Here is a 20003-nt window from a genome sequence, read left to right as displayed (position 1 = left end):
GCCGTCATAAAAACGGCGGGCCTCGGCCCGCCGTTTTCTTGTGGCGCTTGGCAATCTCGGATCAATCGAGCTTGAGCGCCTTCTTGTCGCCCGCGCGACGCTTCTGTTCCTTCGCGTCGAACTCGGCCTCGCAACTTCCACGCTTGACCATCTTGCAATCCAGGTAGTCACTGATCTCGACCAGCGCCGCGCCGATCGCCTTGCCTGCCGGCGTATTCTGCTCATGCGCGAGGTTGCCGCCGAAGCCGCCACGGAACACGCCGACCGAAATGCCGCCGCCGGAGCTTCGACCTTCGATCGCGCGCGAGAAATCGACTTCGCCGGTGGTCGCGTTGACCACGCGCACGTCGACGCGGATGTACGCCTCGGACTTCTTGCCGCCGAGCGAAATGCCGCGGAAGCTGAGACCGCCGCCGGTGCTCGCGGTATTTTCCTCGTACGCGGTCACGGTGCCGAACACGAGGTAATCCGCGCCGGTGAGCTGGCCCATCTTGGCGCCGCTGCCCGAGCGCACGCGGCCGGAGGCAGCGAGGTTCTGCTCTTCCATCACCTTCTCGAGCTTGGAGCGCTCGACCACGCGGAAGTCACCGCTGCTGGAAAGCTCGTTGGACAGCATGCCGGCCAGCTCCCAGCCCACGCCACCACTCCACCAGCCTGCGCTGGACTCGTTCTTGAACTCGGCCACACCGATGGCCGGCTTGCCCTGCGCGAATGCGGCGCCGCTGGCGGCGATGCCGGCGATCGCCAGCAGGACTGCGGAAAACGACTTGTTCATTGACTCTCTCCAGTGGATTGGACCCCGACGCCCCCGTCCAGCAAGCCATCCCGGGAAAGACCCGGAACGACCGGTTTCCGCTGGCGGCCCGCCCGCGTCGCCGAAACGATTGATGACATTCTAGCAGGCGAATTTCGCAACGCCGCGGACCTGATCGCCGGGGCCGGGGGGAACTGCATCACGTCCGGACCGTGACTCCAGTAACGGGATTGGAACCGGAAAAGTGACATCCCGGACGTTGCGTGACGGGGAGGAACATGCAGATCGGCCGGGATGTCACCCACAACGCGGGGATCAGAACGCCGGGCCGTCGAACCCGTTGGCGAAAATGCGGTCGGGATCGCCGAGCAGGCGCAACAGGGCGTAGTCGCGCGGAGCGACATTCGGGCGGGTCGAGTAGCCGCCGGCGAGGAGGTTGCCGGACACTTCCACCGCCAGCGCGAACGCCTCGTCTTCGCCCGCCGCGACCTGCACGACCTTGGAGCCCTGATCGCCAAACGCAGTGTCGACAGCGCCGTTCGGCAACCACCGGCCGACGAAGAAGTCCTTGTGCGCCGCACCCGTCGCGCGACTGGTCGCATGGCCGGCGGCGACGATCTTGCCGTTCCCCTGCAAGGCCAGCGCCGCGGGAATATCCTCGTCGGACACGCCGCTGAACTTGATCAACGAGCGCCCGTTGGTGCCGAAGGTGGTGTCGAGCGAGCCGTTCGCGGAAAAACGCATCAGGGTCATGCCGCGGTCGCCGCCCTCGCCCAGCGCGAGGATCTTGCCGTCGGCTGCCAACCGCGCCGATGCGAGGAACGACATGCCGGTCTGCACGCCGCCGGTGTTCGCAGCGGCGATGATCACCCGGCCATTGGTGCCGAACGTGGTGTCGACCGCACCGTTCGCCGTCAGGCGCGCGAGGAACGCACAATTGTTGCCGAAGGTATGCCCCCCGATGACGATGCGATCGTCGGCGCCGAGATTGCCCGCCTGGTCGAGTGCGATCGTGGTCAATACATCGGCGGCCGCGCCGACGAACGGATCGAGCACGACGATCCCGTCACCGCCGCCGAACGTGGCGTCGAGCACGCCGTCCGCGGTGAAGCGCGCGACCGCCACCTGTCCATAGTTGAAGCCGTCGTGGAACACCGGCGTGACCCCGGCGAGAACGATGCGGCCATCGCGTTGCAGCGCCATCGCATAGGCGTTGTCGTGGAAGTTCGCGCCGGCGATGTCGAGCCGGACAAAGCCCTTGCGCGTGTTGCCGATGTCGGGCTCGCCGAAGGACGTGTCACGCGAACCGTCGGCGCGCAGCTTGAGGATGCCGAAATCCGCATGCGACGAAGTCGACAGGCTGCCCGCAGCGAGAATGCTGTTGTCGGACAGCACGCGCAGCGCACGCACTTCGTCGGAGGCGCTGTCGATGTCGATGTGGACGAGGCCACCGGAGCCGAAGCCCGGATCGAGCGTGCCGTTCGGCAGGTAGCGTGCGATCGCCATGTTTTCGCTGCCGCCGCTGCCGGTGATGTTGGTCGCGGTGACCTTGCCCGCGGCCACGACACGGCCATCGCGCATGGGGGCCACGGCAAACACCTGCTCGTCGGTGCCGAAGAAGTCGTTGGTGAGGAATCCGCCCTGCCCGAAACTGCCGTCTACATCGCCCGGATGTGCGGCGAATGCCGGGCTCGTCGCGCTGGCGAGCAGGCTTGCTGTTGCAAGCGCCATGGCCTTAGTACACTTCATGCAAGTCGTTCTCCCAGTTCGTTTCCGGATGGCGCGCGACCGGCAGACCGGTCGATGCGTCGAGGCGTTCATCCATCCAGAACGAAGCCGCGGGGGATTTCCTATCATCGATGTTCGGATGCAACACAGGCGCGACGCATGAACGAGTCCCCGCGGGTCGACGAAGGGCACGAACAGGCCGCGGTAACGCGCCTGCTGCATGCGTGGAACGACGGCGACGCAGCTGCGGCCGAGCGCCTGACCGAACTGGTCTACACGCAGGTGCGCGCGATCGCCGGCAAGCACCTGCGCCAGTTCGGCGGGCGCATGACCCTGCAGCCGACCGAACTCGCGCACGAGCTGTTCCTGCGCCTGATGAATGCCGACGTCGCGTGGCAGGACCGGCGCCATTTCTACGGCGTGGTCAGCGTCGCGATGCGGCGCATCCTGGTCGACGCCATGCGCGCACGCGGCAGCGAGCGACGCGGCGGCGGCGGCATCCACGTGACGCTGTCCGCGGCCGACGAATCGCCTGACGAGAGCGCCGACGGCGACGCCTATGCGCTCGAGGAGGCACTCACGGCGCTGCGCGAAGTCGACGCGCGCAAATGCGAAGTGGTCGAGTTGAACTATCTGCTCGGCCTCAAGCGCGAGGAGATTGCCGAAGTGATCGGCGTGTCGGTGCCGACGATCGACCGCGAACTGCGCTTCGCGCGGGCATGGCTCAAGCAGAAGCTCGCCGCATGAGCGGCTCGCGCTGGGAACGCCTGCAGTTCCTGTTCGACGGCCTGCTCGAACGCGCACCGGCGGAACGCGAGTCGTGGCTGGCCGAGGTCGAACCCGATGTCGACCTTCGCGCGGAAGCGCTCGCACTGGTCGCGGTCGAACGCGATGGCGACGAAGGAATCACGCGCCAGCTGCGCGAGGCCGCCGTGCGCGCGAGCACCGCGCCACCTTCGAGCGGTCGCCAGCTTGGTCCATACCGTCTGACCGGCGAGATCGGCAGCGGCGGCATGGGCACGGTGTTCCTTGCCGAACGCGTCGACCAGAATTTCGACCAGCGCGTTGCGATCAAGCTGCTGCGCGGCCTGCCGACGCGCGAGTCGACCGAGCGCATGCGCCGCGAGCGGCAGATTCTCGCCGACCTCGGCCACCCGCACATCGCGCGCCTGCTCGATGGCGGCACCACCGTCGACGGCCAGCCCTATCTGGTGATGGAATACGTCGACGGCGTGCCACTCAACGAATACTGCCGCGCGCGCGACCTGCCGCTGCGCGAACGCCTGCAGCTGCTGCAGAAGATCTGCGGCGCGGTGCAGTACGCACACCAGCGCCTGATCATCCACCGCGACCTGAAGCCGGCGAACGTGCTGGTGCGCGCGGACGGCGAACCGGTACTGCTCGACTTCGGCATCGCCAAGCTGCTTGGCGAGACCGGCGGCACCGCACAGCAGACCGGCCTGCCCTGGTTCACGCCTGCATACGCGAGCCCGGAGCAGCGCAAGGGCGAGCCGGTCAGCACCGCGACCGACGTGCACGGTCTGGGCCTGCTGCTGTACGAGATGACCAGCGACGCCGTGCCGACGCGCGACGAGTCCGGGCGCCTGCCACCACCGAGCCGCGCCGCCCTGGAAGGCCCGCGCAAGCGCCGCCTGCCGCGCGAGATCGACCTGATCACGGCCAAGGCGACACACCCCGAACCCGAGCGCCGCTACGTATCCGCCTCGGCGCTCGCCGACGACCTGCAACGCTTCCTTCGAGGGCGGCCGATCCACGCCGCGCCGGACCGCCTGCACTATCGCATCGCGAAATTCGTTGCGCGCCATCGCCTCGCCAGCGCGGCCGCAATCGCTGCCATCGTGCTCGCGGGATGGTTCACCTGGCGTCTCGCCGAAGAGCGCGATCGCGCCTTGCGCGCCGAGGCGCTGGCGCAGCAACAGTCGGCGACCGCGAACAGCGTGGTCGAGTACCTCGTCGCGCTGTTCCGTTCGGCCTCTCCCGACGAAGCCGGCACGCGCCCGATTGCGCCGCGCGATCTCGTCGACCGCGGACGCAAGGAGATCGACTCGCGCCTCGCCGATGCCCCTCTGCAGCGGGCGCGCCTCCTCGGCGCGCTTGGCAAGATCTATCTGGAACTCGGCCTGCCGGGTGAAGCCGCCGACAGCCTCGCCGCCGCCGCCGAGCTGGAGCGCAACCACGGCACGCCGCGCCAACGAGCAGCCTATCTCGCCGACCAGGGATACGCGCTGAATCTCGCCGAACGTCCTGGCGCGGCGGAACCGGTACTGCGCGATGGCATCGCCGCGCTCGGCACGGTGGCGCCGCAGGATCGCAAGCTCGCGGCCGAGATCCTTTCCACGCTCGGCCTCTCGCAGGCACGCAACGGCGACGCCAGTGCCGGCATCGCCACCGAGCGTCGCGCACTGGAGTACGCCGCCGCAGCCGAAGGCGAGCACAGCGTCACCTATGCACAATGCCTGTACGCGCTGGCCGAGACCGAAATGCGCAACAGCCGGCTCGACGCTGCCGAATCCGATGCAAGGCGCAGCATCGAGATCATGCGCAAGCAGCTGCCGGACGATGCGAGCGAGGTGATCGCCGCCAAAGGCTTCCTGACCGAGGTGTACGAGCAACAAGGCCGCTACGCGGACGGCGAGCGACTGCTTCGCGAAATGCTCGACACACGCCTGCGCACGCTCGAACCCGGCAGTGCATGGGCGATCACCGCGCGCAACAACCTTGCCCAGGCGATCCAGTTGCAGGGGCGCATCGTCGAGGCGACCGCACTACTGCAGCAGAACGTGGACCTGATGCGCGCGAACCGGCAGGAACAGACGCCGTCATACTTCATCGGCCTCAACAACCTCGCGAGCCTGCTCGAACAGGCGGGTGATTACGCCACGTCGCTGGCGATGTTCCGCGAGGTGTTCGACCGTGCGCTGAAGCACTCCGAGCTGGAGGACGATCCGCGCCTGCCAACCTATCGGCAGAACCTCGGTCGCAGCCTGATGCTGAACGGCAAGCTGGACGCGGCACGCGTGTTGCTCGAAGTGCCGATCGAAGGCAGCACCGAATCGATGGACATCAACATCGAGCGCGCCCGCCGCCTCGCACATCTGGCCGACTGGATGCGTCGCAGCCGTCGTTACGACGAAGCGATGGATTACCTCGAGCAGTCCTCCAGCGCATTCGCGGTGCTGTATCCACCGGCGCACGCGCGCCACGGCGCGATCGCGCGCATCCGCGGCCTGATCCTGCGCGACCGCGGCCAGCTCGATGAAGCCGAAGCCGAACTGCGCCGCGCCGCGGAGATCCTGTCGAAGAGCGCGGGCAGCCAGGCGAATGCGACGATCGAAACCGAACTCCAGCTCGCCGACGTGCTGGCGACGCGCGGCAACCGCGAGGAAGCGAAGGCGTTGTACGACCGCCTGGCGCCGCTGTTGCCGACGCGCTTCGTCGAAACGTCGGCGCTGCGGCGCCAGCACGCGGATCTTGGACGCCGGCTCGGCGGCGAGGCCGGAAGATAGATCCTGGCCACATATCCGGCTCGTGTTGAGCGCAGCGGAACGCAGTTCCGCCAAGTCGAGAACCGCGAAAGTTCCGCGCTCGTCGCCCACGCTCTCAGGCCGGATCGACCAGATCCGCGTACTCGGGGTGACGCTTGATCCATGCCTCGACATAAGCGCACGCGGGCACCACGCGCCAGTGTTCGCGGCGCGCCGCATCGAACGCAGCCGTCGCCAGCGCACCGGCGATCCCGCGTCCACCGACCGCATCGGGCACGCCGGTGTGGGTGATCGTCATGACGCCTTCGCGCAGGCTGTATTCGAGCACGCACAGGACGCCATCGACGCTCGTCTGGAACCGGCTCGCGGCCGCGTTGTGTACTACATCCAGCATGACACTCCTCCGCGATGGGTGCGGCACGCGGTGCCGCCGATCAGGAAATACGTGGTTTTCAATCCTGGTTCCTGTTGGGTGAGTCCTCGCCGCGCCCGAGGATGATGCGCGCGTGGCGCTGATACGTGAAGTACGACCAGATCCACTCGGCCATCACGACAATGCGATTGCGGAAGCCGATCAGGAAAAAAACGTGCGCCCATAGCCAGAACAACCATGCCGGCGCGCCGGAGAAGCGCAGCTTGCCCAGGTCGACGACCGCGGCCATTCGCCCGATCGTTGCAAGATTGCCGTAGTCGCGGTAGCGGAACGGTGTGGTCGCGCCGCCGGCGATGCGCGCGCGGATTGCGCGTGCGACATGCGCGCCCATCTGCTTCGCCGCCGGCGCCACGCCCGGCACGGCTTTGCCGTCCTGGGTGATTGCCGCAAGATCGCCGATGACAAACACCTCCGGATGGCCGGCCAGCGAGAGATCGCATTCGACCTTGACCCGCCCTGCCCGGTCGCATTCCGCACCGAGCTGCGCGCCGAGCGGCGAGGCCGCTACGCCCGCGGCCCACAGCACGGTGCGCGCATCGATGCGACGCTCGCCGAGATCGACGCCGTGCGCATCGATCGCGGTGACGGCCTGTCCGGTATGCACGCTGACGCCGAGCCGTTCGAGCTGGCATAGCGCTCGCTCGGATAAAACCTCGGGCATCGAGGCGAGCACACGCGGTCCCGCCTCGACCAGATGAATGCGCGAACGGCGCGGGTCGCTGTGGCGGAACTCGCGTGGCAACGCGTGCCGCGCGATCTCGGCCAGCGTGCCGGCCAGTTCCACGCCGGTGGGACCACCGCCGATGATCACGAAACCGAGCCATTCGGCTTGCGCGACCGGATCCTCCTCACGCTCGGCCGCCTCGAACGCCTCCAGCATGCGACGACGAATGTGCAAGGCATCATCAAGGGTCTTCAGTCCCGGCGCGTGGCGCGCCCAGTCATCGTTGCCGAAATACGCATGACGCGCCCCGGTCGCGAGGACCAGGTAGTCGTAGCCGAGCGAGCCATGGGCGAGCGTCACGCGGCGTGCGCCGACGTCGATCGACCGCGCTTCGTCCATGCGCACGGTGACAGTGCGCTGTCCACGCAGAATGTGTCGCAGCGGCGCCGCGATGTCCGGGGAGGAAAGACCGGCCATCGCGACCTGGTACAGCAACGGCTGGAACAGATGGTGGTTGGTGCGATCGACCAGGGTCACGCGCACGGGCGCCGTGGCGAGCGCTCGTGTCGCCCACAGTCCACCGAACCCGCCACCCAGGATCACGACATGAGGAAGATCCGGCATTGCGTTGTCTGCACGTTGCGGAGTTCGCGCATTTTGCCCGAACGTCGCGCCCCGGTCAGGTACCGCACTACACAATTCCCGCGGATCGCACCGCATGACATCATGACTTCGCCGCCGCAGCGACCCGACGCGAACCCGACGATGCCTCCGACCCATTCCACGCCCGAACCGTACTCGACCGCCGCCAGTCGCGATTCCCGCATCCGCGTCGGCATCGGCGGCTGGACCTACGCGCCATGGCGCAACAACTTCTATCCCGACAAGCTTGTGCAGCGGCGCGAGCTGGAGTATGCCAGCCGTCACGTCAACACGATCGAGGTCAACGGCACCTACTACGGCGCGCAGAAGCCGGCGACCTACGCGAAATGGCGCAGCGAAACGCCCGATGGCTTCGTGTTCTCGCTGAAGGCACCGCGCTACGCAACCGATCGACGCGTGCTCGCCGATGCCGGCGCGACGATCGGCGCCTTCGTGCACGGCGGCATCGCCGAGCTCGGCGACCGCCTCGGCCCGATCAACTGGCAGTTCACCAAGGGCAAGCCGTTCGAGCACGACGACTTCGACGCATTTCTCGACCGGCTGCCGCGCGAACTCGACGGCATCGCGCTGCGCCATGTGCTCGAAGTTCGCGACCCGAGCTTCCTGTGCGCCGAATACCTCGCGCTGGCCCGCCGCCATCACGTCGCGACCGTATTCACCGACTCGGAGGAATACCCCTCGTTCGCCGACGTCACCGGCGACTTCGTCTATGCGCGCTTGATGGGCACGCAGGCGAAGATCGAAACCGGCTACGCTCCACCGGCGCTCGACGCCTGGGCGAAGCGCGCACGCGAGTGGGCTGCCGGCAACGAACCGGCCGACCTTCCGCGCATCGGCGCGCCGACGCCGTCCGGCAAGCCGCGCGACGTGTTCGTCTACTTCATCAGCGCCGCCAAGGAGCGCAACCCCGCGGCCGCGATGGCGTTGTTGTCGCGGCTATGATTTGAGGCGGCCAGCGCCGCGCGGAAGCCGGGCCTGTCCCATCAGACCCGCTCCCAGGGGTGCATCGACATGCATCCGTCAAGCAGCGCGAGCAAATCCGTGTCCGTGCCGAATGCAGCCGAGTCGATCGACGCCAGCGGCACGGCGGTATGCGAGGTATTGGTGAAAAATGCTGCGCGAAAGCGCGCGACCTCGGCAAGGTCGACCCGCCGCACCTGCATCGGCACGCCGCGGCGGCTCAGGCCTTGCTGCAGCAGTTGCATCGATACGCCCCGCAGCGCCGGCGCATCCGGCCAGACGACCTCGGTTCCATCGAAGAACCCGACGTTCCAGATCGATCCTTCCGCGATCGCGAAGCTCGCGTCGAGGAACAGCGCATCGTCGTAGCCGGCCGCCTGTGCGAGACGCTTCTGATGGAACAGACCGAACGTGCCGACGTGCTTGATGTGCGGCGCCTCGCGCTGGTAGCGCACGCTGCGAACGCGCAACGGTGAAGGATTCATCGGGCGCGCCGGCGCCAGCGAGACGAGCACGTCCAGCGCCGCTGGTTCGAGCAGGCGATCGCGATCGAGCGCGCGCGAGAAGACCGTCACGCGCAGCGAGGCCTGGCCATCGACACCGTCGAGCGCTTCGCGCATCCAGCCGCGTGTCGCGTCGATGTCGAGCGGGGAGGCGAACAGTTCCTGCGTCGCGGCCTGCAGTCGGCGCAGGTGCAGATCGAGGCCACGCACGGCGCCATCGAGCACCTGCATCGAGGTGAAATGACCGTAGTTGAGCAGCGCGAGTGTGCGCAGGTCATCGACGCCCGCAGGCCGGCCATTGAGTTGCACGCGTGGCGTCATCGGATGCCCTCCGGCTGCGCTACGATGCGCATCCCGTTCCGGCCCATTCTCCCAACTCGTGAATCCGCTGTCTCCCACCACCAAGGCGCAGTTGCAGATCCATTTCTGCGTCCTGCTCTGGGGCTTCACCGCGATCCTCGGCAAGCTGATTACACTCGGCGCGCTCGCCCTGGTGTGGTGGCGCATGTTGATCGTGGTCGGCGCGATCGCCTTGCTGCCACGGGCATGGCGCGCGCTGCGCACGATGAATCCACGCTTGGTCGCCTCATATGCGGGCATCGGCGTGCTCGTCGCGCTGCACTGGCTGACGTTCTACGGCTCGATCAAGCTCGCGAACGCCTCGGTCGGCGCGACCTGCATCGCGCTGGCGACTCCGTTCACCGCCCTGATCGAACCCAAGCTCGCGCGCCGCCGCTTTTCGATGCGCGAACTGCTGCTCGGCATCGCGGTACTGCCGGGTGTCGCACTCGTGGTTGGTGGAGTGCCGGCGTCGATGCGCGCCGGCATCGCGGTCGGCACGGTTTCCGCACTGTTCGTGGCGCTGTTCGGCTCGCTCAACAAGCGCCTCGTCGACCACGCCGACCCGCTTGCCGTGACCGGGCTGGAACTCGGCGCCGGCCTGCTCGCGCTGACCGCGCTGACGCCGTTGCTGCCGCATGTGTTCCCTGCCCTCGCCGGCGATCCGTTCGCGCTGCCGGACGAGCGCGACGCCTGGCTGCTGCTCGCGCTCGCGCTCGCCTGCACACTGCTGCCATTCACGCTGTCGCTGATTGCGCTGCGCCACATGAGCGCATTCGCGGCGCAGCTGGCGACCAACCTCGAACCGGTCTACGCGATCGTGCTGGCGGCGCTCATGCTCGGTGAACAGCATGAGCTGACCACGACGTTCTACTTCGGCGCGGCGATCATCGTCGGTGCGGTGTTCGTGCATCCGCTGCTGCATCGTCCGCAGCGGATCAGCCATGCCGAAGTGCTCGGTACGGCGGAAGCACGCAACGTCACGGAATGAATGCTATTCGCGACAGTCCGGCGTGTGTTTCGACGTCGCGGAACTTCGTTTTGCTGCGCGCAACACGATCAATTGAGTGTCCACCATGCGGCGGGCAACGGGTCCGGCGAGCAGGGAATCTAGGAACGAAACAGCGCGCTGCAAGTCGCGGGTGTCCAGCGTGGTGCAGGCAAGCAGGGATCCAGGCTCCTCAATGATTCAGAACAGCGCTGCGACGACCAGCAGGAGTCCGACCAGCGCCACCCCCCAGACCAGCGAGCGCACGAACGGGATGCCGGCTGCATAGATCGGCAGGTACGCGACGCGTGCCCAGAAGTAGAGCTGTGCGCCGAGCGCAGAATGTTCGCTGCCGCGCTGCAGGATGGTCAGCATCAGGACCGCCGCAGCGAAGAACGCGAAGGTTTCGAGAAAATTGTTCGATGCACGTCCCACGCGTCCGGCAACCCCGGCCAAGGGCGCCATGACGGCGTCGCGCGGACCGGCGTTCCACATCAGTCCGCGCTGGCGCGTCGCGAACGTCGCCGCGATGAAGATATGCACCAGACCGAGCACGATGGCCCAGGTCAGCATCTTGAGTTCAATCGACATGTTCGCATCTCCGTGGTGGGCGGGCCGAGGCCGGGGCGACCTCCAGCCTACGCCAGCGGCAACGATCGCTCAAACCAGGCGCCGCAGGATCGATGCGTCAGCGGCGCGACCCGCGCGATGGCCGCACTTCCTCGAGCAGATTCACCAGCATCTGCTTCGCTCGCGGCGACAGCAGGCGGAAGCGTTCAAGCAGGATCTCCTCGGTCCCGTCCTGCGCGTAGACGTCGAGCTTGAGTGCGGGAATCGAATCCGGATGCGGACGACGCTGCCGTCGGTCACCGCGACCGGTGGCCAGCCATTCGAAGCTGAAGCCAGTCGCGGCCGCGATCTCCTGCAGACGCGGCGTGCCGGGGCTGGTGCCGTTGGGGTGTTCCCACTGCGCCGCGGCACTCGGCGTGACGCCGACGCGTTCGGCGAGTGCGCTCTGGGTCAGCCCCGCATCGCGCCGCGCAACGCGGATTCGCCCTGCCAGCTTGAGCCGGCTGTCAGATGCCGTTCTTGAGTTCTTCATGCAGCCCCGATGGATTCAAAGAGAACCTTTACACAACTTCGGCAACTCTAGCAGAGTGTTGAAACATTCATTCCTGCACTTGCTCGAACAGGGGATTCCCCATCATGCCCGCGAAGCCGCGATCCAGCGCCTTCAACCCATTGAAACCGGCATCGAACGCAACCAGGGCGGATCAGCGCGCCAGATCGAACGCGGGGGTATCCCGCAACCAGGTGCGCAACGCCGCCTTGCCGAGCGGTGGACTGATGAAATATCCCTGGGCGAAATCGCAGCCGAAGCGTCGCAGCAGATCAAGCACCTCGCGCGACTCGACGCCCTCGGCAACGATTCCGCGACCCAACTCGTGTCCGAGGTGGATGGTCGATCGCACGATCGCCGCGTCGTGTTCGTTGCTGGCCAGTTCGCTGGTGAACGAACGATCGACCTTGAGCTCCGTGAACGGCAACTGCTTCAAGTGCATCAACGACGAGTAGCCGGTGCCGAAGTCGTCGATCGACAGGCCTACACCGATCTCGCGCAGGCGCTTGAAGATGCCCATTTCGAGCACCGCTTGCTCAAGCACGCTGCTCTCGGTTATCTCCACGGTCAATCGAGCCGGTTCCACACGCGCCTGCGCGAGCGTGCGAGCGATGAAATCGGGCAAGCTGCGGTCGCGCAGGTTGTGCGGCGACAGATTGACGGAAACACCGATGCCGAGGCCGGACTGCTTCCACTCGCTGCAATCGCGGATCGCCGTGCGCAGCACCCAGCGCGCAATGCGGTCGATCAGATCGCTCGATGCGACGAGCGGAAGGAATTCATCGGGCAAAAGGCGACCACGTTCGGGATGGTTCCAGCGGATGAGTGCCTCGACCCGCACGACCGCCCCGCTGCGCAGATCGATCTCCGGCTGGTAGTCCAGCTCCAGATGGCGATCTTCGATGCTGTCGCGCAGTTCGTTCACCAGACGGATGCGTCCGGGTGAATGCTCGTCCTGCTGTGGACTGTAGACCATCGTTCCTGCGCGCGCCGCCTTCGCCGCATACATGGCCACGTCGGCGCGCCGCATGAGCGTGGCCGGATCGGTGCCGTGCGATGGACAGTGCGCGATGCCGATGCTTGCGGATACCACGAGCTTGTGACCATCGATCTCGAAGGCCTGCTCGAGCGCATCAAGCAGTTTTCTACCGGCTTCGGCGGCGGCCTCGGCACTGCCGGGATTGTCCAGCAACATCGCGAACTCGTCGCCACCGAGTCGCGCGATGATGTCCGGCGCAGGCAGGCGGTCGCGCAGACGCGTGCCGATCTTCGCCAGCAATGCGTCGCCGACATGATGGCCGAACGTGTCGTTGATCTCCTTGAATCCATCGAGATCGAGGAACAGCAGCGAGAACTGCATGCCGCGGCGACGCACGTTGAGGATCGCCTGCTCGATGCGGTCGTGCAGCAGGACGCGGTTGGGCAATCCGGTCAACGCATCGTGCAGCGCCTGATGTCGCAACTGTTCCGAGACGCGTTCGAGATCGAGCGTGCGCGTCTGCACGCGCAGTTCCAGCTGTTCGTTGGCGGCACGCAGTTCCTCCTCGAGGCGCTTGCGCTGGAAGAACTCCGGCACGACGCCGGGGCGGCTCCCCGCCGCAGCGCCCGGCCGGACGCCGTGACGTCGCGCATAGTCCTCGAGGTGCGCCTCGATGCGCGCCGGCGGGGCCATGATGAAGCGACAACACTCGCCACCCGCCGCGAGGCATTCGACTTCGGCAGCGACCAGCGGGATTCCGAAACTCTCCTCGCACCAGCCGGATGAGTAGCCGGAGTTCATGATGCAGACCGGCGCGTCGCTACGCTTGTCCTTCGCCAGCCACGAATGCGATTCGAACGAGAACGGATGATCGTAGAGGAGGAAATAGTCCTCGTCGGGCGATGGACGCGACTCCGCGGAAATGTCGACGAAAGCCCAGCCGGAGAACGCGAAATGGATCGGTCCCGCGGAGAGGGTCGCGATCGGATCGCTGACCGCCATCTTCTGCTGGAAACTGCGTGCGTCCGCCTTGCCAATCGCATGCGCAAGGTCGAACAACAGGTTGTTGGCGACGCTGCGCGCTTCGTCGGCGCCCTTGTCCTGGTAGAGCTTCATGACCATTTCGACGAACTCGACCGACAACGACGCGGCGCGCAACAGCACGTAGCGTTCGCCCGCAATCGAGATCGTGGCGGTATCGGGGTGTTCGATGCGGTCGGCGAAGTAGCGCGAGACATATTCCTGCGCGCGCAGGAACGGTTGCTCGAATTGCGCAGGCACATGGACCGTGGTCAGGCGTTCGGGTGCGCCGTCACTGGCGGCCTTGAGGCGTGCGAGCTCCCGTTCCAGCTCGGCGATGCGCGCCCGGCGTCGCGAGGGCGAAAGATCTTCCGCCGGGACGCTGTCGCTGGCCGACTGCGGTTCGGAACCTCGTGTCCCCATGCCCGGCTCGAACGATGTGATCCGGCAGGCAGTGTAGCAGGCGTGCTCACGCCACCACGGGCTGTCGCAGACCCGGGTCGCGTGCCCCTACGGATCTTCAGCGGTATGCCCCGCTCAACGGGGCCGGGATGCCGCGCATCGACGCAGGCCGCCATTCCTGGATCTTGTCGAACGCAAGCGGCAACCCGTAACGATCGACGAAGTCGTCGCCGCGATAGATTGCGTCCTGCCACTCCCCTGCGCGCAGCTTCACCTGCACCTTCTGGCCATTTTCCGGCAATCGGCTGTTCATGGCGTTCCTCCCTGCGTCGATTGATTCGAAATCAACCGTAGTCCGCGCAAGGTGACCATTGCCTGAAGCGAGGATCCGCCGTTACTTGGGCGTTGGGAAAACCGTTGCGTTCAGGCGAACGGATCGCGCAGGACGATGTTCGCGTCTCGGTCCGGACCCGTGCTGACGATCGCGAGTGGGCAGCCTGCGAGTTCCTCCAGCGCGCGCAGATAGGCGCGTGCGGCAGGCGGCAGCCTGTCCCATTCGGTGATGCCGTGGGTGGATTCCTGCCAACCGGGGAATTCGAGATAGACCGGCGTGCACTCTTCCCAGCCGGCGGCGTCGAGCGGCGCGTATTCGGTGCGCTTGCCACGGTACTCGTACGCGATGCAGATCTTCAGCTTGTCCATGCCGTCGAGGATGTCGAGCTTGGTGATGCACAGGCCGGTGATGCCATTGATCGCGACCGCGCGCTTGAGCGCGACGATGTCCATCCAGCCACAACGACGCGGACGACCGGTAGAGGCACCGTATTCCTGACCGCGATCGCGGATGCCCTGGCCGATCGCGTCGTCGAGTTCGGTCGGGAACGGACCGCCGCCGACGCGCGTCGCGTAGGCCTTGGCGATGCCGAGCACGTAGTCGATGTAGTCGGCGCCGACGCCGGTTCCGGCGAGCGCCCCGCCGACCGTCGTGTTCGACGAGGTCACATACGGATAGGTGCCGTGGTCGATGTCGAGCAGCGCACCCTGCGCGCCTTCGAACAGCACCTTGCGACCCTGCTTGCGCAGGTCGTGCAGGATCCCGGCGACATCGGACTTCATCGGCTCGACGTACTCGCCGAACGCGAGCGCTTCGTCGAGAGTCTTCTGGAAGTCGACCGCCTCGACGCCGAGGAACTTCGTCAGCACGAAGTTGTGGTAATCGAGCGCCGTGCGCAGCAGCTCGGCGAGCTGCTTCGGATAATGCAGGTCGGCGACCCGGATGCCGCGGCGTGCGACCTTGTCCTCGTAGGCGGGGCCGATGCCGCGGCCGGTGGTGCCGATCGCCTTGCCGCCGGCCGCCTTCTCGCGCGCCTGGTCGAGCGCTATGTGGTACGGCATGATCAGCGGAGTCGCCGGGCTGATCTTCAGGCGCGAACGCACCTCCACGCCGCTCGCTTCCAGCTCGGCGATCTCCTTCTGCAGCGCGGCCGGCGACAACACCACGCCGTTGCCGATCAGGCACAGCGCGTCGTCGCGCAGGATGCCGGAGGGGATCAGGTGCAGCACGGTCTTCTTGCCCTTGATGACGAGCGTGTGGCCGGCGTTGTGGCCGCCCTGGAAGCGCACGACCGCGCCGATGTCCTGCGTCAGCAGGTCGACGATCTTGCCCTTGCCTTCATCGCCCCACTGGGCCCCGAGAATGACTACCGACTTGCCCATGATGTTCTCGCTTCGGTCCGTACCGCGACTGGTTTCGTCGCAAGGACGCGGATTGTAGTGCCAGTCGCCCAAGATCACACCCGCGGCAGGCGCGAATCCGTCAGCGGAGAATCCTCAGCAGGATCAGCCCCGCGAGCACCATGCCGCCGCCGATCATTCGCAGGGCGCGCGTCTCGATCCGCTGCATCTGCTCGGCCATGCGCTTCCAGGCGTGCGGCGAGGCGAACAGGAACAGGCCTTCGAGCACCAGCACCAGGCACAGGGCAGCGGCGAGGTCGCTGCCCACGCGGTTACTTGCTGTCCTGCAGGTAGTGCAGGAATTCCGATTTCGGATCGAGCACGAGCGTGCCGTTCGAGGTCGAAAACGCCTCGCGGTACGCTTCCAGGCTTCGGTAGAACGCGTAGAACTCGCCGTCGCGACCGTACGCGGACGCGTAGATCTGCGAGGCGGCGGCATCGCCCTCGCCGCGCGTCTTCTGCGCGTCGCGATACGCCTCCGCCTTGATCACCTGCACCTGGCGGTCGGCATCGGCCTTGATCGTGCGCGCCTGCTCCTCGCCCTCCGCACGCAGTTTGCTCGCGACCTTCTTGCGTTCCGACTTCATGCGGTCGTAGACGGAACCGATCACGGTGCCGTCCTCGGGCAGGTCGATGCGCTTGATACGCAGGTCGATCACATCGATGCCGAGCCCCTGCGTCTTGGCATTCGCATCCGAGACCAGATGCTGGGTCACGTCCGCGCGGCCGCCGGAGACGAGTTCCTGCAACGTGCGTGAATTGATCGCGGTGCGCAGGCCTTCCTTGACGATCGGCACGACCAGCGTTTGCGCGTTGCTCTCGTTGCCGGCGGCGGCGACGAAGAACTTGCTCGCGTCGGTGATGCGCCACTTCACGAAGAAGTCGATGTTGACGTCCTTCTTTTCCGAAGTCAGGTAGCGCTCGGGCGCGGAGTCCAGGGTCAGCACACGCTTGTCGAAACGCTGTACCTGCTGCACCAGCGGAATGCGGAAGTGCAGGCCTGGCTTGAAGTCGGTGCGCACGATACGGCCGAATTGCAGCAGGATCGCGGTCTGCCCCTCGCGCACGACGAACATGGAATTCGCCGCGACGAGTACCGCGAGCAGCAGGGCTATGAGGGTACCGGCGCGCATCAGCGGACTCCCTTGCCCGAATCGGGCGTGATCACGGTCGCGACAGGCACGCGCGCGTCCGTCGACCCAGGCAGATTGAGGATGTTCTTGCCCGACGACAGGTCGATCACCTTCGGTGTGTTCGCGACGACCTGCTCCATGGTTTCCAGGTACAGGCGCTTGCGTGTCACGTCGGGCGCGGCGCGGTACTGCTGTTCAACCAGGTTGAAGCGTTGCGCATCGCCCTCGGCGCGCGCAATGCGCTCGGCCTTGAAGCCTTCCGCCTCGGCGCGCGTTCCGGCCGCATCGCCACGCGCCTCCGGCACGACCTGGCTCGCGTAGGCCTTCGCCTCTTCCTCGAGCCGGGACTTGTCCTGCAACGCACTGTTGGCCGCATCGAACGCGTCCTTGACCTCCTGCGGCGGACGCACGTTCTGGAAATTCATCTCGCTGATCACGAGGCCGGCCTTGTACTGGTCGAGCGTCGCCTGCAGCAGCTGCTTGGCCTGCACCATCAATTCGGTGCGCTGGCCGGACAGGATCGTGTCCATGTCGCTGCTGCCGATCACGGTGCGCACGGCGCTCTCCGCGGCCTGTCCGAGCGTGACATCGGGATCGCGCAGTCCGAACAGGTACAACTGCGCATCGGCGATCTTGTACTGCACGTTGAAGTCGACCTGCACGATGTTCTCGTCCTTGGTCAGCATGCGCACCTGGTCGTTTGTCTGCAGAGTCTTGCCAATGCCGACCGGCACGACCGTCTCGATCGGGCGCGGAAACTTCAGGTTGATGCCGGGCGTCATCAGCCGCGAGAACTGGCCGAAGCGCAGCACGACACCGGTGTCGCTCGCATTCACGCGCACGACGCTGTCCCACGCGCACCAGGCGATTGCTGCACCGATCAACGCGACGACGAAGCCGCCATTGCCGCCACCGAACAGGCGCTTCAGCAGGTCGCGCGCACGCGCCAGAAGCGCGTCGAAATCGGGCGACGGACCGCCGCTGCCGCCACTGTTGTCGCGCCAGGGGTCGCGTTGCTTGTTGCCGCTGCCCGGTTCATTCCATGCCATTGCTCACCTCGTTGCGGAACGCGAATGCGCGGTTGGCCTCGATGACCACGCCTTCGATGAAGGTTGGGGTGGGGAGATGCCATCCAGACGGCGATCGAAAACGATCGCCCGCGTCACGCCGCGGACGTCGAAGGATTGTAGGTAGGGGCTTGGGCGGCGGCAAGCAAGTGCGTGCGCAGCCATTCGCCATCGCCACCCGGCAAGCCGAACAGCGGCTCGACCAGCGCACGCGGCGCGTCGATGCGTATATGCCACCCGTGTTCGTCGGCATGCTCACCGGCGACCAGGCCTTGCGCATGCAGGCGCGCTCGCAGGCGCCCGGCATCGGCAGGGAGCAGCAATTCGGCGCGCACGCGTTCGCTGCCGAGTCGGCCGCCGATCGCATGCAGCAGGCCGTCGATGCCGGCACCACTGATCGCCGACACCCACGCCCGTGGCAATTCGCCGCCATCGAGGTAGTCGACCCGCGAGGCCGGAACGGCCCGCGATGGCGGCGCGACACCGTTGACCAGCACTTGCCGATCCCCCTCCTGATCGTCATCGACGGGAAGGTCGGCCTTCAACAAGTCGACCTTGTTGTACACCAGCACCTGCGGCAATTCGTCGGCACCGATTTCCCTCAGCACCTGCTCGACATCGAGGATGCGCTCGTCGCGTTCCGGGTCGGATGCATCGACGACATGCAGCAACAAGTCGGCGTCGCGCGCTTCGGCGAGCGTCGAGCGGAACGCGGCGACGAGGTCGTGCGGCAGGTCGCGGATGAAGCCGACGGTGTCGGCGAGCACGACCGGGCCGCAGTCGAGCCCGTCGAGGCGGCGCATGGTCGGATCGAGCGTCGCGAACAACTGGTCCGCCGCGTATACCGCAGCGCCGGTCAAGGCATTGAACAGGGTCGACTTGCCGGCATTCGTGTAGCCGACGAGCGCGACAACCGGCAATTCGTTGCGCTGGCGCGAGCGGCGGGCAGTGGCGCGCTGCGTCTCGACCTTCTCCATGCGCTTCTGCAATTGCTTGACGCGATCGGCGAGCAGGCGCCGATCGAGTTCGAGCTGGGTCTCCCCGGGTCCGCGGAGGCCGATGGCGCCGCCGCGCTGGCGCTCGAGATGGGTCCACCCGCGCACCAGGCGTGTCGACATGTGCTTGAGCTGCGCCAGCTCGACCTGCAGCTTGCCTTCGTGCGAGCGGGCGCGCTGCGCGAAGATGTCGAGGATCAGGCCGGTACGGTCAACCACACGGCACTCGGTCAGCTTCTCGAGGTTGCGCTCCTGCACCGGGCTTAGCGCATGGTTTACGAGGATGATGTCGGCATCGAGTGCGGCGCGATGCTCGCGCAGTTCCTCCGCCTTGCCGGTGCCGACGAAGTAGCGGGGGTTGGGACGCTCGACGCGCGCCGTCAGGGTGCCGACGACGCTCGCGCCGGCCGAACGCGCCAGTTCGGAGAATTCGTCGAGCGCAAGGGGATCGGCACGGCCCGGCGCCTGCGGTTGCAGCAGGAGCGCGCGCTCGCCTTTTCTGGATCGCTCAAACAGAGGAAGTCACCTGCACTGGCGGACCACACTGAATGCGGCCGGCAGGCCGCATCTTCAAGGTCCGCGTGCCGCTCAGGACTCGCCGCCTTCCTCGTGTGGCTCCGGCGCCGGCGCCGCCACACCGCCATGCACGACGCCGTCCGGCCCGCTGACACGCACGTTGCGCGAAGGAACGACGGTGGAGATCGCGTGCTTGTAGACCATCTGGCTCACGGTGTTGCGCAACAGGACCACGAACTGGTCGAACGACTCGACCGTGCCCTGCAACTTGATGCCGTTCACCAGATAGATCGAAACCGGGATGCGCTCACGTCGCAACGCATTGAGAAACGGATCCTGCAACGACTGCCCCTTGGACATGGTCTTGTTCTCCAGTAGCGAGGTCCCGAATCGGCAAAAGCCGTGCGATGCGCAAGTCAGCCGCGCCCGCCCCCGATTCAATCCGTATTCAGTTTCGACAATCTTAACGAGTAGTCAAGACAAAAGAAAACGACGCGGT

At 66.4% G+C, this 20003-nt stretch carries 19 protein-coding genes; 4 read left to right on the top strand and 15 right to left on the bottom strand.

The window, feature by feature from the left end:
* Positions 1–61 precede the first annotated feature (61 nt).
* Entirely contained in the window at positions 62–775 is a 714-nt protein-coding gene (locus ACILRJ_RS04505; RefSeq protein ID WP_395680837.1) for a CsgG/HfaB family protein, read from the bottom strand.
* Between the two features lie 294 nt (positions 776–1069).
* Positions 1070–2485, bottom strand: a complete 1416-nt coding sequence (locus ACILRJ_RS04500; protein WP_395680835.1) for a hypothetical protein — start codon at positions 2483–2485, stop codon at positions 1070–1072.
* A gap of 156 nt (positions 2486–2641) precedes the next feature.
* Here ACILRJ_RS04500 and ACILRJ_RS04495 point away from each other — a divergent pair, with 156 nt between their 5' ends.
* Positions 2642–3229 carry an ECF-type sigma factor gene (locus ACILRJ_RS04495; protein WP_395680833.1) on the top strand — a complete coding sequence of 196 codons (588 nt, stop codon included), beginning with the start codon at positions 2642–2644 and terminating at the stop codon, positions 3227–3229.
* Positions 3226–6009, top strand: a complete 2784-nt coding sequence (locus tag ACILRJ_RS04490; protein ID WP_395680831.1) for a protein kinase domain-containing protein — start codon at positions 3226–3228, stop codon at positions 6007–6009. Before ACILRJ_RS04495 ends, ACILRJ_RS04490 begins: the two co-directional genes overlap by 4 nt.
* Positions 6010–6103: 94 nt before the next feature.
* On the opposite strand, the gene ACILRJ_RS04485 is transcribed toward ACILRJ_RS04490, so the two are convergent.
* Both ACILRJ_RS04485 and ACILRJ_RS04480 read right to left on the bottom strand, forming a co-directional pair.
* On the bottom strand, positions 6104–6382 hold the full coding sequence (locus ACILRJ_RS04485; protein WP_395680829.1) for a GNAT family N-acetyltransferase: 279 nt from the start codon (positions 6380–6382) through the stop codon (positions 6104–6106).
* 58 nt (positions 6383–6440) lie between these two features.
* Complete coding sequence (locus ACILRJ_RS04480; protein ID WP_395680827.1) at positions 6441–7709, bottom strand: NAD(P)/FAD-dependent oxidoreductase; 1269 nt, start codon at positions 7707–7709, stop codon at positions 6441–6443.
* A 141-nt stretch (positions 7710–7850) separates the two neighbouring features.
* On the opposite strand from ACILRJ_RS04480, the gene ACILRJ_RS04475 reads away from it, so the two are divergent.
* The gene (locus ACILRJ_RS04475) at positions 7851–8690 is read left to right on the top strand and encodes a DUF72 domain-containing protein (RefSeq protein WP_395682024.1); all 840 of its coding nucleotides are present in this window, start codon (positions 7851–7853) and stop codon (positions 8688–8690) included.
* A 41-nt stretch (positions 8691–8731) separates the two neighbouring features.
* Here ACILRJ_RS04475 and ACILRJ_RS04470 read toward each other — a convergent pair whose 3' ends face one another.
* Positions 8732–9532, bottom strand: coding sequence for an aminotransferase class IV family protein (locus ACILRJ_RS04470; protein ID WP_395680825.1), 801 nt, complete (start codon positions 9530–9532; stop codon positions 8732–8734).
* Positions 9533–9599: 67 nt separating this feature from the next.
* On the opposite strand from ACILRJ_RS04470, the gene ACILRJ_RS04465 reads away from it, so the two are divergent.
* On the top strand, positions 9600–10541 hold the full coding sequence (locus ACILRJ_RS04465; protein WP_395682022.1) for a DMT family transporter: 942 nt from the start codon (positions 9600–9602) through the stop codon (positions 10539–10541).
* Positions 10542–10739: 198 nt separating this feature from the next.
* On the opposite strand, the gene ACILRJ_RS04460 is transcribed toward ACILRJ_RS04465, so the two are convergent.
* The 10 genes from ACILRJ_RS04460 to hfq all read right to left on the bottom strand — a co-directional run bounded on the left by ACILRJ_RS04460 (position 10740) and on the right by hfq (position 19864).
* Entirely contained in the window at positions 10740–11129 is a 390-nt protein-coding gene (locus tag ACILRJ_RS04460; protein ID WP_395680823.1) for an MAPEG family protein, read from the bottom strand.
* A 97-nt stretch (positions 11130–11226) separates the two neighbouring features.
* Positions 11227–11640, bottom strand: a complete 414-nt coding sequence (locus ACILRJ_RS04455) for a helix-turn-helix domain-containing protein (RefSeq protein ID WP_395680821.1) — start codon at positions 11638–11640, stop codon at positions 11227–11229.
* A 172-nt stretch (positions 11641–11812) separates the two neighbouring features.
* Positions 11813–14080: an EAL domain-containing protein gene (locus tag ACILRJ_RS04450; protein ID WP_395680819.1), complete on the bottom strand. Its 2268-nt coding sequence runs from the start codon at positions 14078–14080 to the stop codon at positions 11813–11815.
* Positions 14081–14177: 97 nt separating this feature from the next.
* The gene (locus ACILRJ_RS04445) at positions 14178–14372 is read right to left on the bottom strand and encodes a hypothetical protein (protein ID WP_395680817.1); all 195 of its coding nucleotides are present in this window, start codon (positions 14370–14372) and stop codon (positions 14178–14180) included.
* A gap of 110 nt (positions 14373–14482) precedes the next feature.
* Positions 14483–15775 (bottom strand): adenylosuccinate synthase, encoded by a 1293-nt coding sequence (locus tag ACILRJ_RS04440; RefSeq protein ID WP_395680815.1) that lies wholly within the window; start codon positions 15773–15775, stop codon positions 14483–14485.
* A gap of 100 nt (positions 15776–15875) precedes the next feature.
* A complete protein-coding gene (locus tag ACILRJ_RS04435; RefSeq protein ID WP_395680813.1) occupies positions 15876–16061 on the bottom strand; it encodes a DUF2065 domain-containing protein in 186 nt (61 codons plus the stop codon).
* Positions 16062–16065: 4 nt separating this feature from the next.
* Complete coding sequence (gene hflC, locus ACILRJ_RS04430; protein WP_395680811.1) at positions 16066–16926, bottom strand: protease modulator HflC; 861 nt, start codon at positions 16924–16926, stop codon at positions 16066–16068.
* A complete protein-coding gene (gene hflK, locus ACILRJ_RS04425) occupies positions 16926–17975 on the bottom strand; it encodes an FtsH protease activity modulator HflK (RefSeq protein WP_395680809.1) in 1050 nt (349 codons plus the stop codon). The genes hflC and hflK overlap by 1 nt, the downstream gene beginning before the upstream one ends.
* A gap of 113 nt (positions 17976–18088) precedes the next feature.
* The gene (gene hflX / locus ACILRJ_RS04420) at positions 18089–19504 is read right to left on the bottom strand and encodes a ribosome rescue GTPase HflX (RefSeq protein WP_395682020.1); all 1416 of its coding nucleotides are present in this window, start codon (positions 19502–19504) and stop codon (positions 18089–18091) included.
* A gap of 72 nt (positions 19505–19576) precedes the next feature.
* Complete coding sequence (hfq, locus tag ACILRJ_RS04415) at positions 19577–19864, bottom strand: RNA chaperone Hfq (protein WP_395680807.1); 288 nt, start codon at positions 19862–19864, stop codon at positions 19577–19579.
* Between the last annotated feature and the right edge of the window lie 139 nt (positions 19865–20003).

Origin of the sequence: Dokdonella sp., from assembly GCF_044227025.1 — a bacterium.
Lineage (GTDB): Bacteria > Pseudomonadota > Gammaproteobacteria > Xanthomonadales > Rhodanobacteraceae > Dokdonella_A.
Note: the sequence above shows the minus strand (reverse complement) of the source record. Positions and strands in the feature narration are given on the sequence as shown.

Coding starts and splice junctions, on each gene's coding strand:
- ACILRJ_RS04505 (WP_395680837.1), bottom strand. CDS start 775: ATGAACAAGTCGTTTTCCGCAGTCCTGCTGGCGATCGCCGGCATCGCC.
- ACILRJ_RS04500 (WP_395680835.1), bottom strand. CDS start 2,485: ATGGCGCTTGCAACAGCAAGCCTGCTCGCCAGCGCGACGAGCCCGGCA.
- ACILRJ_RS04495 (WP_395680833.1), top strand. CDS start 2,642: ATGAACGAGTCCCCGCGGGTCGACGAAGGGCACGAACAGGCCGCGGTA.
- ACILRJ_RS04490 (WP_395680831.1), top strand. CDS start 3,226: ATGAGCGGCTCGCGCTGGGAACGCCTGCAGTTCCTGTTCGACGGCCTG.
- ACILRJ_RS04485 (WP_395680829.1), bottom strand. CDS start 6,382: ATGCTGGATGTAGTACACAACGCGGCCGCGAGCCGGTTCCAGACGAGC.
- ACILRJ_RS04480 (WP_395680827.1), bottom strand. CDS start 7,709: ATGCCGGATCTTCCTCATGTCGTGATCCTGGGTGGCGGGTTCGGTGGA.
- ACILRJ_RS04475 (WP_395682024.1), top strand. CDS start 7,851: ATGCCTCCGACCCATTCCACGCCCGAACCGTACTCGACCGCCGCCAGT.
- ACILRJ_RS04470 (WP_395680825.1), bottom strand. CDS start 9,532: ATGACGCCACGCGTGCAACTCAATGGCCGGCCTGCGGGCGTCGATGAC.
- ACILRJ_RS04460 (WP_395680823.1), bottom strand. CDS start 11,129: ATGTCGATTGAACTCAAGATGCTGACCTGGGCCATCGTGCTCGGTCTG.
- ACILRJ_RS04455 (WP_395680821.1), bottom strand. CDS start 11,640: ATGAAGAACTCAAGAACGGCATCTGACAGCCGGCTCAAGCTGGCAGGG.
- ACILRJ_RS04450 (WP_395680819.1), bottom strand. CDS start 14,080: ATGGGGACACGAGGTTCCGAACCGCAGTCGGCCAGCGACAGCGTCCCG.
- ACILRJ_RS04445 (WP_395680817.1), bottom strand. CDS start 14,372: ATGAACAGCCGATTGCCGGAAAATGGCCAGAAGGTGCAGGTGAAGCTG.
- ACILRJ_RS04440 (WP_395680815.1), bottom strand. CDS start 15,775: ATGGGCAAGTCGGTAGTCATTCTCGGGGCCCAGTGGGGCGATGAAGGC.
- hflC (WP_395680811.1), bottom strand. CDS start 16,926: ATGCGCGCCGGTACCCTCATAGCCCTGCTGCTCGCGGTACTCGTCGCG.
- hflK (WP_395680809.1), bottom strand. CDS start 17,975: ATGGCATGGAATGAACCGGGCAGCGGCAACAAGCAACGCGACCCCTGG.
- hfq (WP_395680807.1), bottom strand. CDS start 19,864: ATGTCCAAGGGGCAGTCGTTGCAGGATCCGTTTCTCAATGCGTTGCGA.